The following is an 18,385-nucleotide window of genomic DNA, read 5'->3' on the forward strand; positions in this document are numbered from 1 at the left end:
CCGGCCCATAAGAACCGCATAGGAATCAGGCGTCGCGCCCGTGCAGCTCGGGACCTCAGGACTGGCGCTTGCCCCGCTTGCGCGCAGACTGCACCATGCGCGATCGATGGGTGACCGACATCCAGTCGGCGGAACTTCCTGGCACGGTCATGGTCCAGTTCCACCTGATGCCCAGTGACGCGACGGCCGTGGCCGAGCGGCGGATCGCGCATGTGGCGGCGACCGGGGCGACAGAGCTCAATCTTGTGGATCTCGGTCTCTCTCGCCTGCCGGATTCCCTGGCGCGGCTGACACATCTTCAGAGGCTCGACCTGTCGCGAAACCGGCTGACGGCGCTCTCGGATGTCCTTGCCAATCTTACGCAGCTTCGCGCGCTGGATGTGACAGCGAACCAGCTCACGGTGCTGCCCGACGCCCTGGGCGCACTGCGAGGGCTCCAGAGCCTCATGCTTTGGAACAACCAGTTGACGGCACTGCCGGAGACGATGACCGACCTCGTGCAGCTCCAGCACGTGAGCCTCAGGAACAACCACCTCACGGCCTTGCCGGACGGCATCGCCAATCTCGTCCGGCTGCAGTGGCTGGATGTCTCGTTCAACAAGCTGACAGCGCTGCCTGAGGATCTCGGCAAGCTCGCATCGCTGCAGCATCTCATGGTCGGCGGCAACGCGCTCGCGGCGCTGCCGGACAGCCTGGCCGGGCTCACGCAGCTGCGGCTACTTGGTGCCGAGCTGAACCAGCTGACCACGCTGCCCGCTGGTCTGACCGAGCTGGGGCAGCTCAACACCCTCGACCTGGCCGACAATCGCCTGACCGCCTTCCCGGACAAGCTTTCCAGGCTTGCACGGCTGGAACACCTCAGGGTCTCGCGCAATCAGCTGGCCAACCTGCCAGACGGCACGGCAGACCTTGTCCAGCTGCGCTACCTCGCCGTCGAAGGCAACCGGCTGACAGCGCTGCCCGGCCGCCTGGCCAACCTGGTCCGGCTCGGGGTGCTCGTCGCCGCGGACAACCAGCTGAGCAGGTTGCCGGAAGGGCTGGGCAGGCTTGCCAGCCTCACCAAGCTGGACCTGGCGGGCAACCGGCTGACGGCGCTGGCGACCGAGCTGTCCCCGCTCGTCCGGCTGAGATACCTCGACATCGCCCGCAACCTGTTCACCGTGCTGCCGGACGACCTGGGAAGCCTGACCGCGCTGGAGACGCTCAATCTCTCCGAGAATGCGCTGACGCGGCTGCCGGACGGCGTCGGAAACCTCGCGCAACTGGAATACCTGAACGTCGCGGGGAACAGGCTGACAGCGCTCCCGGAGTCGATGACCAATCTCTCGCGGGTCGCGATGTTCTTTCTGCACGGCAACCCCGACCTCGCCCTGCCGACCGAGATTCTCGGACCGACGTGGCAGGATGTCGAGAAGGGCCGCCGCCCCGAGTCCGCAGCCAGCATCCTCGATTACTATTTCCGCACCGTTCGCGGCGCGCAGGCGCTGAACGAGGCCAAGCTCATCCTCGTCGGCCGCGGCGGCGTCGGCAAGACGAGCCTTCGCCGCCGCCTGGTGGCCGGTCAGTTCGATGCCGACGAGAGGGAAACACCGGGCATCGAGATCCAGCAGTGGGTTGTCAACGTGCCGAGCGGCGCCGATGTGCGGCTGCATATCTGGGATTTCGGCGGGCAGGAGATCCTCCATGCCACGCACCAGTTCTTCCTGACCGAGCGAACCCTGTACCTGCTGGTGCTGGCGGGCCGCGAAGGCGGCGCCATGCCGGATGCCGAATACTGGCTCCAGCTGATTCGCAGCTTCGGCGGCGACTCGCGCGTGCTGATCGTCCTCAACAAGTCGAGCGCCCATCGCTTCGACCTCGATCGCGGCCTGCTGCTGACGAAGTATCCCTTCATCGTCGGCGTGATCGCCACTGATTGCGCGGATGGAACCGGCATCGCGGACCTGAAGGAGCAGATCCTGAGGTACACCGACGAGCTGGATCATCGCCGCACGAAGTTCCCGGCCGAGTGGTTCGCCATCAAGGAGCGGCTGGCGACGATGAAGGACAACTTCATCGCCTGGGAAGCCTACCAGGACGTCTGCCGCGAGCTGGGCGAGACCGATCCCGCGGCGCAGCGCGAGCTGGCGGGCTTCCTGCACGTGCTGGGGATCGCGCTCAACTACCGCGACGATCCACGCCTCAAGGACACGCACGTGCTCAACCCGCATTGGGTGACGGACGGGATTTATTCGGTCCTTCGCGCCAGCCAGCGCACGAACGTCGGCGGGATCCTCACAAAGGCAGACCTCGGGCAGGCGCTCGATGCCCGGCGCTACCCGGCCGACACACACGATTTCCTGCTGCGCCTCATGGAAAAATTCGAGCTCTGCTTCCGTCTGGGCGGTCGCGCCGAGCGGTACCTCGTGCCCGAGCTGCTGAGCGAGGCAGGCGTCGGCGTCGATCCGACGCCACCGGATCTGGGGTTCCGCTATGAATACGAATACGCGCTGCCGGAAGGCCTGCTGCCGCGGTTCATCGTGCAGACCCACGCGATGAGCGAGAAGACGCCGCGCTGGCGCACCGGGGTCGTGCTGGAGCGCGACCGGTGTCGTGCCGTGGTCCGCGCCGACCGCGACAAGCGCACCGTCGGGATCTCGGTCCATGGACCACCAAACCTGCGGCGAAGCCTTCTCGCCATCATCCGCGAGAAGTTCGATGCGATTCACAGCGACTTCAGCGGCCTGCCGGTTCAGCAACGCGTGCCATTGCCGGATGAACCCGACCTGACCGTCAGCTACGAGCACCTGCTCATACTCGAAGATGAGGCCGAAGAATGGGTTCGGCCCGAGCGATCGAAGAAGCGGTATCGCGTTGCCGATCTGCTCAACGGCGTCGAATCGGCCGCCGATCGGCAACAGCGCCGCTGGGAGAACCTGGCCGCCGGCCACGATCCCAACGCCTATGTCCCGCGGCGCAGGAATGCGCTGGCTGCCGAGCAGAACGACACGCGAGGTGGTGAAATGCCCGCAAAATGCAGGCTGCTCTTCCTGGCCGCCAACCCGAGCGGAACCTCGCAATTGGCCCTGGATCGCGAGAGCCGCGAGATGGACCAGAAGATCCGGGCTTCGGATCACCGCGACTCGCTGGATCTCATCACGAAGTGGGCGATCCGTCCGGATGACCTGCTGCAGTATCTGAATCAATTCCGGCCGCACATCGTTCATTTCAGCGGCCACGGCGACGCAACGGAGGAAATCATTCTTCACGACAGCCGCGAGCTGGCGAAGCCGGTTTCGAAGGCGGCCTTGAAGCAGCTCCTGCGGACCATGAAGGACAACATCCGCGTCGTCGTGCTCAACGCATGCTTCTCGCGGCCTCAGGCCGAAGCCATCACGGAAGTGGTGGACTGCGCCATCGGGATGAAGCGGGCGATCGGCGACAATGCCGCTATAACATTCTCCGCATCCTTCTACCGCGCCATCGGCTTCGGACGCTCCGTTCAAGAAGCCTTCGACCAGGGTATCGCGGCCCTGATGCTCGAGGATATCCCCGAGGACACAACGCCCGAGCTCCTGGTCAAGGACGGCGTCGACGCCAATGCCATCTATCTTGTCGGCACCGGCCCGCGCGCGCCCACGTAGGCGCGCGTGGGATCCACACGAACGGACTGTCGGTGGCCGGCCAAGGTCAGGCCCACGTCCATCGGCGCGGTGCTGCGCGACCGATGGAAGAGCGCCGCTGGAGCGGCGCGGCCCGACCGACTACGGGATGGCCTACGCGTTCGTGATCTTCGCGCCCAGGTCGTTCATCATGTCGGCGAAGCCGGGGAAGCTGGTGTTGATCGGGCTGCCGTCGTCGACGGCCACGGGGCTTTGCGCTGCCAGGCCCAGCACCAGGAACGACATCGCGATGCGATGGTCCAGATGCGTCGCTACCAGGCCGCCGCCGGGCACGGCGCCGCCCTGGACGTGCAGGTAGTCGGCGCCGATCTCGAAGCGCACGCCGTTGGCCTGCAGGCCCGCCGCGACGCTGGCCAGGCGGTCGCTTTCCTTGGCGCGCAGCTCGGCGACGCCCTGCATGCGCGTCGTGCCCTCGGCGACGGCGGCGGCGACGGCGAGGACGGGATACTCGTCGATCATGCTGGGCGCGCGGTCCGGCGGCACGTCGATGCCCTTGAGCGCGCCGCCCCTGATGCGCAGGTCGGCCACGGTCTCGCCGCCCATCACGCGCCGGTTCTCGAAGGAGAGCGCCGCGCCCATCTCGCGCAAGGTCTCGTAGAGGCCGGCGCGTGTCGGGTTGATGCCGACATTCTCCACCGTGACGTCGCTGCCCGGCCGCACCGCCGCCGCCACGACGGCGAAGGCGGCCGACGACGGATCGCCCGGCACCACGATGTGGCGGTTGCCGGCCAGCTCGGGCTGGCCGACGATGGTGATGGCACGCGCGCCGTCATCCAGCGCCCGGGTGCGCACGGCGGCGCTGAATCCTTCGAGCATGCGCTCGGTGTGATCGCGCGTCGGCTCGGGCTCGATCACCGTCGTCTCGCCGGGCGTGTTGAGCCCGGCCAGCAGGATCGCCGACTTCACCTGCGCCGAGGCGACCGGCAGGCGGTACTCGATCGGCATCATCGTCGGCGCGCCGGTGACGGCCATGGGCAGGCGCCCGCCGTCGCGCGACACGAACCGCGCGCCCATGCGCGACAGCGGCTCGATCACCCGCAGCATCGGCCGCCGCCGCAGCGAGGCGTCGCCGGTCATGAAGCTGGTGAAGGCGTGGCTGGCGATCAGCCCCGACAGCAGGCGCGCCGACGTGCCCGAATTGCCCATGTCGAGCACATCGGGCGGCTCGCGGAAACCGCCGACGCCGACGCCGCGCACGCGCCAGGCGCCATCGCCGAGGCGGACCACGTCGGCGCCCAGCAGCCGCAGCGCCGCGGCGCTGGACAGGATGTCCTCGCCCTCGAGCAGACCCTCGATCGTGGTCTCGCCGACGGTGACGGCGCCGAACATCAGAGCGCGATGCGAGATCGACTTGTCGCCCGGCGCGCGCACGCGGCCTTCCAGCCGCGCCACGGGCGCGGAGACGAGCTTCTGCGGAACGGACGAGGACGACACGGGACGACTCCGGGAGCCAGAGGGCAAACGCGCGCCGTTAGTACCCGGATTCATCCACCGCCGCCATGGACCGTGGTGTCTCAGGGCGCGCGAGCGCGGACTGTGCGCGACGCGGCCGGTCCGCCGCATTGCCGCGAATGTAGGCCTGGGGGCTGGCCCCCATGTCGCTGCGGAACGCGTAGACGAAGGCCGATGTCGAGCCGTAGCCGAGCTCCATCGCCGTTTGCGTCACGCTCAGGCCGCCGCCCATCAGCTCGATCGACTTGAACAGCCGCAGCCGCCGTCGCCAGGAGCGGAGGCTCATGCCCAGCTCCGCCTCGAAGCGGCGCGCCAGGGTCCGTCCCGACATGCCAAGCTCCCGGCCCCATGCCTGCGGGCCGCGCGGGTCGGCCGGATCCATGTAGAGAGCCTCACAAAGCCTGCCGAGCGCGCCGCTGCGCGGCCAGGGCAGCGCCCCGGCCAGCGGCGGCGCGCGCCGCAGCTGGTCGAGGATCAGGTCCGTCACACGGGCGGTGTAGCCGTCATGATCCTCCTGGCCCTCGATCGCGACCGCCTCGACGACGAGGGCCCGCAGCAGCGGCGAGACGCCGAACACGGTCGGGCTCGCGGGAAGGCCCTTGCCGGCCTCGTCGGCGATCCACAGGCTGCGGAATTCCGCGCCGAGCAGCGACCCGACACGGTGCCGCAGGCCCGTGGGCAGCCACACGGCCTGCTCTGACGAGATCACCAGGGACTGGCCTTCAACGGCCACCGTCAGCACCCCCGAGATCGCGTAGACCATCTGGTGCCAGGCATGCGCGTGCTCCGGAAAATGATGGCGCGCCGGGATCGATTGCGCCCGCACGGTCATCGGGCGGGGCGGCATCAGCCCGGGCGGCGCGGCGATCGTCTCCCATCGCATGGGTCCATGCCTCCTTTGTCTTTTGTTCTACATAATCTGTCTGTTCGTCGAAAGACGGCCATACGGGAAGCCGATATGACGTGGCTGATCAGTCGTGCCGGTCCCGCACCTGCCTGATCGGGCACCACCGACCACCATGCCAGCACGAGGACCCCTCCATGGGCTGGCTCGCCAGCCCACTGCCTGAGAACGAGCATCATGTCCCAAGCAGAAACCGCCCCGGCTGCACCCGCCTTCGCAGCGCAGCCGCAATACGCCGCGGGGAACGTCGCCAGGCTGGCCATCGCCCAGGCGCTGGCCGGCGCGAATTCGACGGTCGTCTATGCCACGGGCGCCATCGTCGGCAACACGCTGGCGCCCGACAAGGCGCTGGCGACCCTGCCCATCTCCATCTTCGTGGTGGGGATGGCGGCCTGCACGCTGCCGGCCGGCGCCATCGCACGGCGCCACGGGCGCCGCGCCGCCTTCCTGGCCGGGACGGGGTGCGGGGTGCTGGTCGGGCTGCTCGCGGCGCTCGCGGTGGTGCTCGGGTCCTTCTGGCTGTTCTGCGCGGCGACCTTCTTCGGCGGCGCCTATGCCGCGGTGGTGCTGTCCTTCCGCTTCGCGGCGGCGGATTGCGTCCCGGCCGCGAAGCGCCCGCGCGCTCTTTCGCTCGTCATGGCGGGCGGCGTCTTCGCCGGCGTCATCGGCCCGCAGCTCGTGACGCACACCATGGACCTGTGGCTGCCGCACCTCTTCGCCGCCACCTTCCTGGCGCAGGCGGGCGTGGCAGCGCTCTGCGCTCTCATCCTGATCGGCGTGCGGCTGCCGATGCCGACGGCTGAGGAGATCGACGGCGGGCGGCCGCTTGCCGTCATCGCGCGCCAGCCGCGCTTCGTCATCGCGGTGATCTGCGGCGTCGTCTCCTACCTGCTCATGAACTTCCTGATGACCGCCGCGCCGCTGGCGATGCGGCTGTGCGGGCTGTCGCAGGAGGCGGCCAATCTCGGCCTGCAATGGCACGTCATCGCGATGTACGCGCCGAGCTTCTTCACCGGCCGCCTGATCACCCGTTTCGGCGCCCCGCGCGTGGTGGCCGCCGGCCTGGCGCTGACCGGCGTCGCCGCCTTCGCCGGGCTGCTCGGCCAGGATGTGGCACATTTCTGGTGGAGCCTGATCCTGCTGGGCCTCGGCTGGAACTTCAGCTTCGTCGGCGCCTCGTCGCTGGTGCTGGAATGCCACCGGCCGGAGGAACGGACGCGGGTTCAATCGCTCAACGACTTCGTCGTGTTCGGGACGATGGCGCTCGGCTCATTCGCCTCGGGTGGCCTGCTGACGGCCTATGGCTGGGACACGGTGCTGTGGGTGTCGTTCGGCCCGCTCGCGCTCGCCGTCGCGGCGCTGGTCGGCGGTGCCGCATCGCGCCGCAGCGCCGCCCGGACGTGAGGCAAGAGTCGCGGCCTCCAGCTGAAGGATCACGTAAGCCCTCCTGTCATCCCGAGCGCAGCGAGGGATCTCCCGCGTAGGACGCACGGTGCGCCATCAGCAGGAGATTCCTCGCTGCGCTCGGAATGACAGTCGTGACTCACCTTCCTCCGATAGTCGGTGTCAACGCACCGTCTTCATCGTGTCCTGATAGTCGCCCCAGGCGTCGATGATGTCCCAGGCGGCGAAGAGCACGGGAATGCCGGCGCCGGCGCCGCGCGCCAGCCTGGCCGCCGTGCCGGCCTTGGCCAGATTGGCGCTTGCCCGCGCGATCTGCTGCTGCGAGCCCCGGACGATGTTGGTGGCCTTGCGCGCCTGGGCCCGGCGCAGGCTTTCCTGCGCCAGCTTCTCGGAATACTTGCGCACCTGGCCTTCGGCTGACTTGATGATCTGGGCTGAGCGCCCCTGCTGCGTGACCGCCTTCTCCACCGCCTTGCCGGCGAGATGGCCGCCGGCCTCGCTGGCGGCATACTTGCCGACATCGACGCTGACCGCCGCCACCTTGGCGACAGGACCCTGCTCCCAGGTCTTGATGATGTTGCTGGTGGCCGAGTAGCCCAGCCCTGCAAGACCGAAGCCGGCCGCCGACGTGCCGGCCTGCAGGCCGAGCACGGTCACGCCGCCCGCCGCGGCGCCTCCAGCGGCGCCCAGGGCAAAGGCCACGCCCGCCGCGCCGCCGATCACCGCCACGCCCACCGTGGAGGCAAGCTTGATGCGCGCCAGCGTGACGATGGCATCCTGGGTCTGGTTGATGACCGCGGCGTTGATCTGCTGCGCCTCACGAAAGACGTCGCTGACCGCCTGGCGCGCGTACTCGCGCAGCCCCGCCATCTCGGTCACGTAGGTGTTGCCCGCCGTCGGGCCACCCTGGAACAGCTTGTCCACCCAGGCTGCGAGAAAGCGTTCGTGCAGCTCGTCGGTGGTTTGCATGATCTTCGCGCCGCTGCCCTGCCTCACCTCGGCGGTGCCGGGGCCTTCCTTCCAGAACAGCACGCCATAGATCGCGTTGAGCACGGCGCTATCGCGATATGGCACCCACTCGATCGAGGTGTGACGCTGGAACGCCATCGACAACGCGACCGATCGGAAAAAGCGGCTGACCGTGGGCAGATCGTAGCAAATCAAAGGTACGCCGGACACCATGCCTCCTGCTGACACGCCGACGCCCCAGGACCTGTCACCGGATCGATCCTGTGGGGCGCGGTCGCGTCGTGGTAAAATAAGTGAAGATTTGCTCACAAATCAAGGCGAAACATGGATGCCGCAGCCACGCAAATATCTGGCGCTGCAGCGAGGATGACAGTGAAGATGCGCGAGCATCGCAGGTCATCGAAGCGCACCGGCCTCACCGCGGATTTTAAGAATTTTTAACTGCCGGTTGCTGACCCATCGCCGCATTATCGAGCGACAAGGTTGCCGTTTATTTGAATAATTCCTCTGTTGCGAGGTGGCGTCATGTCGGGGCCATTGTCGACCCTCAAGCCGGTCTCCCGGACACCTGCCAACGCCGAGATCCCGCGCTACGGCGTCTGGCTGGAGCAGATCCGCGGCATCGGCAAGGGCTGGTCGTCAGCCCTCACCGGCGCCCTGCTGAAGATCAACGAGGAGGTCAAGCTCCACGACCAGGCGTTCTTGCCCATGGCCAAGCGCAACGTCGCGATGTCCATCGTCGAGCGGATCAAGGACTTCCAGGCGGCGTGGAAGCGCGCCTATGCGTCCGCCCCTCTGCCCAGGCCGCTGGCCGACCTCGAGGCGGCGGCGCGCACGCAGGCCGAGATGACCGTCTCCGGGCACAAGTACGACTATGTCAGCTGCATCGGCTACGGCGTGACGACCGGCAAGTTCGACGCGCATCGCTTCAAGGCGACATGGACGGGCGCGAAGTATGAGTACAACGGCCTGGTCGAATATGCCGGCGCCTCGACCGACGCGGCCGACAGCCTGGCGCGGTGCGCCGCGCTGCGCCAGGCGATCGACGATGCCCACACCCAGTACCAGGCAGCCCACGGGGCCGACAAGAACGACGCCAAGACCTTGAAGATCTTCATGGCGCCGGAATTCTTCTTCCGCGGCCTGAACGGCGCCTACGACATATCGCGCGTATCCGACATCTTCACCAACCTGCGGACGCACACCAGCGACGCCAGGTTCAAGGACTGGCTGTTCGTGTTCGGCACGGTGATCGGCGCCTCGTTCGACGACCGGCTGTTCTGCAAGAGCTGCGGCAAGATGGGTGCCAAGTCGTTCGTGCGCACCGGGCCGAAGACGTTCGAATGCACCGGCTGCCCGCCCGGCAGCGTGGCCGAGGGCAGGCTGGGCGCCCGGATCGACAACGTGGCGCTCATCCAGAAAGGCGGCGAGAGCGACTTCAAGAACAGCTATGTCATCGAGAAGGAGTACGTCTCCCATATCGACTTCCGGCGCCACGCCAGCCCGCAGATGCTCAAGGAAGGCAAGAAGAAGACCGGCTACGACGGCGTCGCCATCCTCAAGGACTGGGACGACGACCGCCGTATCGAGCTCAAGGGCGGCGTGGTGAAGGCCCTGCCCGTGCCGGGGTCGCGCGATGTCGGCGGCGGCACGTCCAGCAAGTTCAACGACGAGCGCATGGGCGGATCGATCTTCACGATCGACGGCATCAAGTTCGGCCTGGAGATCTGCCTCGACCACCTGAACGCCAAGATCCCGGCCGGCACCGGCATCCAGATCCAGCTCGTGCCGTCCGCCGGCGCCTACCTCAACAAGCTGACCTGCATCACCAACGGCATCGGCTTCAACGTCGACGGGCTGTCCGCAAAGTGCGACCTGCAGGTCAACTCGTCAGGCACGCCGACGAAGCTCACGGCGACATCGGGCGCCGGCCCCGGCGGCGGCACCATCGAGATCTTCGCGCCGCAGGCCATCCCGTATTCGTAGGGAGACTCATTGGACTGTCATCCCGAGCGCAGCGAGGGATCTCCTGAAGATCGAGACTCCACTCGCGGGAGATCCCTCGCTGCGCTCGGGATGACAGGCTCAGCGAGAGATCATTCAGCCGCGTGCGGTGCCGCATCGTGGCCGACCGCCTCGCGGCCGTGGCCCCAGCGCGTCTGCAGCCGGTCGAGGTAGAGGTAGATCACCGGCGTGATGTAGAGCGTCAGCAGCTGCGATACGATCAGGCCGCCGACCACGACGACGCCCAGGGGCTGGCGCAGCTCGGCGCCGGCGCCCATGCCGAGCGCGATCGGCACGGCGCCCATGATCGCGGCCATGGTGGTCATCATGATCGGCCGGAACCGCAGCACGCAGGCCTCGTAGATCGCGTCGTCGGCCGTGACGTTGCCCTGGCTGCGGCGCTCGATCGCGAAGTCGATCATCATGATCGCGTTCTTCTTGACGATGCCGATCAGCATCACGGCGCCGATGATGGCGATGACGCTGAGGTCCATGCGCACCAGCATCAGGGTCAGCAGGGCGCCGATGCCGGCCGAGGGCAGGCCGGACAGGATCGTGAGCGGGTGGATGAAGCTCTCGTAGAGGATGCCCAGCACGACATAGATCACGAACACGGCCGCCAGCAGCAGCAGCGCCTGGCCCTTGAGCGAATCCTGGAACACCTGGGCGGTGCCGCGGAAGCTGGTGGTGATGGTGGCCGGCAGGTTGAGCTCGCGCTCGGCGCCCTGGATCGCCGCCACCGCCTGCCCCAGCGCGACGCCCGGCGCCAGGTTGAACGAGATGGTGACCGCCGGCAGCGCCGACTGGTGGTTGACGTTGAGCGGCCCGGCCTTGCGGCTGACGGTGGCCACCGCATCCAGGGGCACGGTCGAGCCCGTGGTGGTGGGCACGTAGAGCGAGCCCAGGGCGGCGACGTCGCCCTTGAACCGCGGGTCGACCTCGAGGATCACCTCGTAGTTGTTGCTGGGCGTGTAGATGGTCGAGATCTGGCGCGCCCCGAACGCCGAGTAGAGCGTGTTGCGCACCGCGTCGGCGGTGACGTTGAGCGTGGCGGCGCGGTCGCGGTCGACCTCGACCACGGCCTGCGGGCTGCGCACCTGCAGGTCGCTGGTGACGTCCTGCAGCTGCGGCAGCGTGCCGAGCTTGGCCTCGACCAGCGGCGCGGCGCGCTCGACCTCGGGGAACTGCGTGCCCTGCAGGGTGTACTGGTACAGCCCCTTCGACAGGCGGCCGCCGACATTGATGTTCTGGATCGGCTGCAGGAAGACGTTGATGCCGGTGAGCGCCGCCAGCTTCGGGCGCAGGCGGCGGATCACCTCCTGCGCCGAGACCTTGCGCACGGCCAGAGGCTTGAGGCCCACGAACATGCGGCCGGCATTGGTGGCGGTGTTGGGGCCGCCGACGCCGACCGTCGAGTTGACGACGTCGACCGCCGGATCGGCGAGCACGATCTCCGCCACGCGCGCCTGCTCGCGCGACAGGCCCCGGAAGGAGACGTCCTGGGGGCCTTCGGTGATGGCCAGGATCATGCCGGTGTCTTCCGTCGGGAAGAAGCCCTTGGGGATGGTCTGGAACAGCACGACCGAGGTGATCAGCGTCATCACCGTGACGCCGAGCATGAAGCGCCGCCGCGCCAGGGCCCATTTCAGGCTGTGCTCGTAGACCGCCAGCATGCCGTCGAACACCGATTCCGACCAGCGCATCAGCCGGCCCTGCGGCGCCGAATGATCGACGTGCTTCAGCATGCGGCTGCACAGCATCGGCGTCAGCGTCAGCGACACGAAGGCCGAGATCAGGATGGCCATGCTGATGGTGACGGCGAACTGGTTGAACAGCCGGCCGACGATACCGCCCATGAACAGCACCGGGATGAACACGGCGACCAGCGACAGCGTGATCGACAGGATGGTGAAGGCGATCTCGCGCGAGCCTTTCAGCGCCGCCTCGTACGGCCGCATGCCGCCCTCGACGTGGCGCACGATGTTCTCGAGCATCACGATGGCGTCGTCGACCACGAAGCCGACCGACAAGGTGATCGCCAGCAGCGACAGGTTGTCGATGCTGTAGCCCATCAGGTACATGCCGCCGAAGGTGCCGATCAGCGACACCGGCAGCGCCATCGCCGGAATGAGCGTGGCCCGCAGGTTGCGCAGGAACAGGAAGATCACCAGCACGACCAGGCAGATGGTCAGCAGCAGGGTGAACTCGACGTCGTGCACCGACTCGCGGATCGACTGCGAGCGGTCGATGATGGCGCGCACGTCGATGGCGGCCGGCAGCTGGCTGCGGAAAGTCGGCAGCATCGCCTTGACCGAATCGACCACGGCCACCGTGTTGGCGTCGGGCTGGCGCTGGATGGCCAGCACGATGGCCCGGGTGCCGTTCATCCAGCTCGCGATCTTGTCGTTCTCGACGCTGTCTACCACCGTGGCGATCTCGCCCAGGCGCACCGGGTTGCCGTTGCGGTAGGCCACCACCAGCGACCGGTAGGCGGCGGCGCGCTCGAGCTGCGCCGAGGCCTGCAGGGTGACGCTCTGGCGGCTGCCGTCGATGACGCCGACCGGGACGTTGGAATTGGCGGCCGCGACCGCGGTCTGGATCTGGTCGACGCCGATGCCGGTGGAGGCGAGCGCGCGCGGGTCGACCTGGATGCGCACGGCATATTTCTGGGCGCCGTAGATCGAGACCTGCGCCACGCCGCCCAGGGTCGACAGGCTGGGCGACAGCAGGGTCTCGGCATACTCGTTCAGCGTCGACAGCGGCAGCGTGCTGGAGCTCAGCGCCAGCAACAGCACCGGGGAGTCGGCCGGGTTGACCTTGCGGAAGCTGGGCGGCGTCGTCATCTCGTCGGGCAGCAGGCGGGCCGCGGTCGAGATCGCCGACTGCACGTCCAGCGCCGCGCCGTCGATGTTGCGGTCGAGGTCGAACTGCAGGGTGATCTGCGTCGTGCCCTGACCGTTGATCGAGATGATCGAGTTGACGTTGGGGATGGTCGCGAACTGGCGCTCCAGCGGCGTCGCCACCGACGAGGCCATGGTCTCCGGGCTGGCGCCGGGCAGCGAGGCGGTCACCGAGATGGTCGGGAAGTCGACCCGCGGCAGGGCCGCCACCGGCAGCTGGGCGTAGCCGAACAGGCCGCCGACGATGAACGACAGCATCAGCAGCGTCGTCATGACGGGCCGTCGGATGCACAGCTGCGGCAGGTTCATGACGGCTTCTCCGGCTTGGCCCCGGGCGCGGTGTTGGCCGGCGCCGCCGGCGGCCGGATCTCGACCTTGCTGCCCTCGCTCAGCCGCAGCTGGCCGCTGGTGACGACCTTGTCGCCGGCGGCGACCCCGGAGCGGATCACGGCGCTGTCGCCGAGCACGCGGTCGACCACGACCGGGCGCGTCGTGACCGTCATATCGGGCTTGATCAGGAAGACGAAGGTGCCGTTCTGGCCGGTCTGCAGCGCCTCGGCAGGGATCACGACGGCCTGCTGGTCGATCCGCACCGTGGTGGTGGTGTTGACGAACTGGCCCGGCCACAGGCGCCGGTCTGAATTGGCGACGGTGGCGCGCACCGACAGCGTGCCCGAGGTGGTGTCGATGGTGTTGTCGATATAGGCGACCTTGCCCTCGAGGGGCTGCTTCTCACGGCCGGCGATCACGACCCGCACCGGCACCGGCCCGACGGCCATGGCGTCCTGCAGCGCCGCCAGCTCGCGCTGCGGCACGGCGTAGTTGACGTAGATCGGATCGAGCTGGTTGATGGTGACCACCGCCGTGGCGTCGGCCGCGCGCACCGACGTGCCCAGGCGCGTGCCGATGGTGCCGATGCGGCCGCCGATCGGGGCGCGGATCTCGGTGTAGGTGAGCTGGACCTTGAAGCTCTCGACCTGGGCCTGGTCGGCCGCCAGCGTGCCTTCGAGCGCCGCGACATTGCCGACGGCCTGGTCGAGCAGCTGCCTGGACACCGCGCCGGCGCGCGCCAGCGGCTCGAGGCGGGCGAGGTCGCGGCGGGCATTCTCGAGCTGGGCCTTGTCGCGCAGCACGGCGCCCTCGGCCTGCGCCAGCGAGGCCTGCGCCTGGCGGGCATCGAGCGTGACCAGCTTGTCGCCGGCCTTGACCTCCTGGCCGTCCTCGACCCAGACCTTGGCGACGACGCCGTCGATGCGCGAGCGCACCACGACGCTCTGCTGCGTCTCGACATGGCCGATGGCATCGATCAGCACCGGCATCGGCCGCGCCACGGCGTCGGTCGCCGACACGGGCTTGGCCGCCTCCGCCGGCCGGCCGGCGCCGGGCGACGGAGGCGGGCCCGCGGCGCGGAACGCCCAGGCGCCCACCGCCCCGACGACGAGAAGCACCGCCACCGCCAGAAAACGCGCTTTGATCATACGAATGGGCCCCCGCGGGACGCAGCGTCCCGCATGCCGCCTGATGCAGGTTACCGACGATATCGTGTCCGCCGGCAAATGCTTGAAGCCGGCATGCTGCCGTTCCATATTTAGAACCAAGGAGTTCTGTTTTCAATGCCCCGAGACCATGGCGAAAATGCGCCCGAGTGGCGCCAGCGCCGCCGCGCCGACATCCTGCGCGCGGCCGCCGACCTGTTCGGACGCCGGGGCTACGGCGGCGTGCAGGTCGATGACGTGGCCCGTGCCGCCGGTATCGGGAAGCCGACCCTGTACCGCTATTTCGCCTCCAAGGAGGAGCTGTTCCTGCAGGTCTTTGGCGATGCCCTGGCCGGCCTGGAGACCGACCTCGAGGCCATCCGCCACCAGGCGCGCTCGCAGCAGGCGGCGCTGGGCGCCATGCTGGCGCGGCTGGTCGACGTGCTGGCGCAGCAGATGGTGTCGCTGCGGGTGCTGACCGGCGAGCAGCCCGAGCTGGCCGACCGCTGGCGCATGCTATACCGCGGCCGGCGGCGCACCATCCAGGACGCGCTGCGGGCGGTGATCGCGGCCGGCATCGAAGGCGGCGAGTTCCGGGCCGTCGACCCCGACGTGCTGCCGGCGCTGCTGCTGGGCATGATCCGCGGCGGCCTGATGGGGGCGCCGGACGTGCCGCGCGACAAGCTGGCGCAGGGCGCCATCGATCTGGTCCTGCATGGCAGCCTGGCGCCGGCCCCGCCCGTGCTGGCGGCAGCGGCCGGCGGCGGGACGTAGCGATTTGGCTTTTGACAAGCCGGACCGGGCATGGCAAACGCCCGGTTTCCGCGCCGGCCAGGCGCCCGAGGCGCTGCCCGCGGTGTTGCAATGAGGATTTGGGAATGGTGAAGGCCGCCTGGGGAACCAAGCGTAGCTGCCAGAGCTGCGGCGCGCGATTCTATGATCTGGCCAAGAATCCGATCATCTGCCCGAAGTGCGGCCACTCGCACGATCCCGAGGACTTCGTGAAGGCGCGCCGCAGCCGCTCGACGCCGGCCGCCGCCAGCAAGATCCCGGCCCCCGCCAAGAAGAAGGACCTGATCGAGGGCGTGCCGATCGCCGACGACGACCTGCCCGCCGTGGACGGGGCCGAGGACGACGACGCGGCGCTGGAGGATACCGAGGACCTGGCCGAGGACGATGCCGAGCTCGAGGTCGAGATCGAGGACAAGGGCAACGACGAAGAGACCTGAGACGTCATTTTCGCCTTGTCACGAGCGCGGCGCGTCCATATGTTCCGCCGCGTTCGGCGCGAACCACCCACGGGGCGCGTTCAGGAGTTTCGGGGCCATAGCTCAGTTGGGAGAGCGCTACAATGGCATTGTAGAGGTCAGGGGTTCGACTCCCCTTGGCTCCACCAAAACAATCAAGGGCTTAGCGGGCGACCGCTAAGCCCTTTTGATTTGCCGGCAACGGCCACTCCGGGGGGAACGCAACGATGATCCGCATCGCAACCAAGCCGACGATCGCAGCCCTGCTGGCGGCGCTGGCCGCAGCCGGCTGCGCCGCCGGCCCACAATCGCCACCGGTGGCGGCCGCCGACCCGGCGCCGGCACCCCAGCAGGCCCTGATGGCGCTGAACAAGCAGGCGCGCGCCAACTACGCCGACGGCAAGCGCGAGATGCTGCTGCGGGCGCGGCCGGCGATCGTGGTGGCGTTCGACGACGCCACGCTGCTGCGCGCCGACGCCCCGGCGCAGACCGAGTCGTTCACGCCGCCGCTCTACCATCGCTACAAGGAGGTCGCGCACCTGCCGCTGGGCCTGTGGTCGACGCTGGCGCCGTGGGTGGACCGGCCCGGGCAGACGGCGTGGCGGGCGCCGCTGCAGGCGCTGCTCGAGCGGGCGCGCGCCGCCCGCGCCACGCTCGAGGGCGTCGGCTTCCCGCCCGACCGCCTGGGCCGGCAGCAGCAGATCTTCGACCGCTCGATCGCGCTGATGGAGGCGACGCTGGCGGCGGGACGGCCGGACAAGGCGGCGCTGGCAGCGTTCGCGCAGGCCATGGCGGCGCCGGTGCTGGCCAACGGCGATGACGCCGCCGCCCTGCAGATCGACGGGCTGCACGCGGTGGTCGGAAGCTGGCGCGGCGCGCTGACCGCCGCGCAGTGGCGGCAGCTGCACGTGCTGGTGCTCGGCCCAAAGATGCCGCGCGCCGACAACCTCGCGATGCAGTATTTCGAACGCGTGATGGGCCGGGCCGAGCGCGACCGGCGCCTGCTCTATGCCGAGGGCATCTTCGATCGCGACGGGGCGCTGTCGCTGCTGGGCACGGTGGTGACGGACCGGGCGCTGGCGCAGGCCTTCTTCGGCGATCCGATGCGCATGGACCGCGACTTCCTGAGCGACGGCGCGCGCAAGCGCCTCGACCAGATCTTCGGCCGCCAGGCGCCGTAGGCGTTGCCGCCCGGACACTGGGCGGCAACGCAAACGCAGGCTACTTGGTGGTGCCGGGCGTGCGCACGACCTTGCCGTCCGGCATGATGATGTCGCCGGGCTTCTGGCCGGCCGCGCACGGGCCGACATACCTGGCCTCGACCGTGGTGGTCGACGTCACCGGCGGCTGGCCCTGCGCCATCACCACCGAGCTGCTGATCTTGGCCGTGATCCTGGAGCTGAAGTCGCCGCTGATCACCGACTTGGCGGTCGACGACATCTGGCCCATCTGGCAGGCGGCGTCGATCTCGTAGCCGGCCGAGGTCTTCTCCAGGCGCGTCTGCTTGCAGTTGCCGCCGCCCATGGCCGCGCTCTGGGCCAGCGAGTCGGTCTTGTCGTCGATGCACTGCTTGATGACCTGCGGCGCCGGCAGGGTGCTGCCGGTGACTGTCGATTCCCACAGCCCGGCTTTGCGCGTGGGAAGCTCCTCGGCGTGCGCCGCCAGCCCCAACGACATCACGCAGGCGACAGACGAGAGCAGGACAATACGGGTCATCGGCACTCCTTGTGAAGCAGGCCGCGGCTCGGCACCGGGCCCCGACGCCTGTTAGGCTTGAGCAAAGTGGCGACAAAAAGAAGAAATTGAGCAACCGTTTTGTCATGCCAATAATCGCACGATCGTGTAAAAGACGGCACCGCCCGCCAGAGACCGATCGCATGGGTCGCCTGACCGTCCACGCCCGCCTGTCGACCCTGCTCAAGCTCGCCGCCTGGGGCTGCGTAATCGCGCTGGTGCTGCTGTCGGAATTGCCGGGCCGCGAGCTCGTTCGCACCGACATCGCCAAGCTGGGCTACGGCAAGCAGCTCGAGCACGTCATCGCCTATTTCGGGGCCACGACCATCATCGGCCTGGCCTATCAGTCGAAGCTCAGCCGCCTGGCGCTGGTCCTGGTGCTGGTGCCCTTCGCCGCCGCGCTGGAGATCGGCCAGATCTACGTGCCCGACCGTGGCGCGTCGGTGATCGACTTCGCCGCCAGCACCACCGGCATCGTCGCCGCTGCCCTGCTGCTGCCGCTGGGATGGCGTGCGCTGGCCTGGGTGCTGAGCCCGGCGCCGATGCAGGACCGCAAGCGACCGGCCGGCTAGCGCGGCACCACCGCCGTTTGCGATCGTCCGCTGCACGCGTATAGGCTGAAGCCGACGTCGCC

At 68.5% G+C, this 18,385-nt stretch carries 13 protein-coding genes and 1 tRNA gene; 8 read left to right on the top strand and 6 right to left on the bottom strand.

What is annotated here, in order from left to right:
• The first annotated feature begins 110 nt into the window (after nt 1-110).
• A complete protein-coding gene (locus FHP25_RS02695; RefSeq protein ID WP_178133228.1) occupies nt 111-3,623 on the top strand; it encodes a leucine-rich repeat domain-containing protein in 3,513 nt (1,170 codons plus the stop codon).
• Nucleotides 3,624-3,755: 132 nt separating this feature from the next.
• Here FHP25_RS02695 and aroA read toward each other — a convergent pair whose 3' ends face one another.
• The gene (gene aroA / locus FHP25_RS02700; RefSeq protein WP_231712186.1) at nt 3,756-5,096 is read right to left on the bottom strand and encodes a 3-phosphoshikimate 1-carboxyvinyltransferase; all 1,341 of its coding nucleotides are present in this window, start codon (nt 5,094-5,096) and stop codon (nt 3,756-3,758) included.
• 37 nt (nt 5,097-5,133) lie between these two features.
• Nucleotides 5,134-5,997, bottom strand: a complete 864-nt coding sequence (locus FHP25_RS02705) for an AraC family transcriptional regulator (RefSeq protein ID WP_147845348.1) — start codon at nt 5,995-5,997, stop codon at nt 5,134-5,136.
• Nucleotides 5,998-6,195: 198 nt separating this feature from the next.
• Between FHP25_RS02705 and FHP25_RS02710 the strand changes: the two genes are divergently transcribed.
• Nucleotides 6,196-7,422 carry an MFS transporter gene (locus FHP25_RS02710; RefSeq protein ID WP_147845349.1) on the top strand — a complete coding sequence of 409 codons (1,227 nt, stop codon included), beginning with the start codon at nt 6,196-6,198 and terminating at the stop codon, nt 7,420-7,422.
• 162 nt (nt 7,423-7,584) lie between these two features.
• Here FHP25_RS02710 and FHP25_RS02715 read toward each other — a convergent pair whose 3' ends face one another.
• Nucleotides 7,585-8,529: a hypothetical protein gene (locus FHP25_RS02715; RefSeq protein ID WP_147845350.1), complete on the bottom strand. Its 945-nt coding sequence runs from the start codon at nt 8,527-8,529 to the stop codon at nt 7,585-7,587.
• Nucleotides 8,530-8,916: 387 nt separating this feature from the next.
• Here FHP25_RS02715 and FHP25_RS02720 point away from each other — a divergent pair, with 387 nt between their 5' ends.
• Nucleotides 8,917-10,377 carry a hypothetical protein gene (locus FHP25_RS02720; RefSeq protein ID WP_147845351.1) on the top strand — a complete coding sequence of 487 codons (1,461 nt, stop codon included), beginning with the start codon at nt 8,917-8,919 and terminating at the stop codon, nt 10,375-10,377.
• Between the two features lie 110 nt (nt 10,378-10,487).
• Here the strand turns inward: FHP25_RS02720 and FHP25_RS02725 are convergent, their stop codons facing one another.
• Together FHP25_RS02725 and FHP25_RS02730 are read right to left on the bottom strand one after the other, a co-directional pair.
• Nucleotides 10,488-13,604, bottom strand: coding sequence for an efflux RND transporter permease subunit (locus tag FHP25_RS02725; RefSeq protein ID WP_147845352.1), 3,117 nt, complete (start codon nt 13,602-13,604; stop codon nt 10,488-10,490).
• On the bottom strand, nt 13,601-14,773 hold the full coding sequence (locus tag FHP25_RS02730) for an efflux RND transporter periplasmic adaptor subunit (protein ID WP_178133229.1): 1,173 nt from the start codon (nt 14,771-14,773) through the stop codon (nt 13,601-13,603). The genes FHP25_RS02725 and FHP25_RS02730 overlap by 4 nt, the downstream gene beginning before the upstream one ends.
• 135 nt (nt 14,774-14,908) lie before the next feature.
• Here FHP25_RS02730 and FHP25_RS02735 point away from each other — a divergent pair, with 135 nt between their 5' ends.
• The 4 genes from FHP25_RS02735 (at nt 14,909) to FHP25_RS02750 (ending at nt 17,198) form a co-directional block, all read left to right on the top strand.
• Nucleotides 14,909-15,544 carry a TetR/AcrR family transcriptional regulator gene (locus FHP25_RS02735; protein ID WP_147845354.1) on the top strand — a complete coding sequence of 212 codons (636 nt, stop codon included), beginning with the start codon at nt 14,909-14,911 and terminating at the stop codon, nt 15,542-15,544.
• Between the two features lie 104 nt (nt 15,545-15,648).
• Entirely contained in the window at nt 15,649-15,999 is a 351-nt protein-coding gene (locus tag FHP25_RS02740) for a TIGR02300 family protein (RefSeq protein ID WP_147845355.1), read from the top strand.
• A 91-nt stretch (nt 16,000-16,090) separates the two neighbouring features.
• A tRNA-Ala gene (locus FHP25_RS02745) sits at nt 16,091-16,166 on the top strand.
• Nucleotides 16,167-16,244: 78 nt separating this feature from the next.
• Nucleotides 16,245-17,198, top strand: coding sequence for a hypothetical protein (locus FHP25_RS02750; protein WP_147845356.1), 954 nt, complete (start codon nt 16,245-16,247; stop codon nt 17,196-17,198).
• Between the two features lie 40 nt (nt 17,199-17,238).
• Here FHP25_RS02750 and FHP25_RS02755 read toward each other — a convergent pair whose 3' ends face one another.
• Nucleotides 17,239-17,733 carry a DUF3617 domain-containing protein gene (locus FHP25_RS02755; RefSeq protein ID WP_147845357.1) on the bottom strand — a complete coding sequence of 165 codons (495 nt, stop codon included), beginning with the start codon at nt 17,731-17,733 and terminating at the stop codon, nt 17,239-17,241.
• Between the two features lie 161 nt (nt 17,734-17,894).
• On the opposite strand from FHP25_RS02755, the gene FHP25_RS02760 reads away from it, so the two are divergent.
• A complete protein-coding gene (locus FHP25_RS02760; RefSeq protein WP_147845358.1) occupies nt 17,895-18,323 on the top strand; it encodes a VanZ family protein in 429 nt (142 codons plus the stop codon).
• Nucleotides 18,324-18,385: the final 62 nt, after the last annotated feature.

Origin of the sequence: Vineibacter terrae (genome assembly GCF_008039615.1) — a bacterium.
Classification (GTDB): Bacteria; Pseudomonadota; Alphaproteobacteria; order Reyranellales; family Reyranellaceae; genus Vineibacter; species Vineibacter terrae.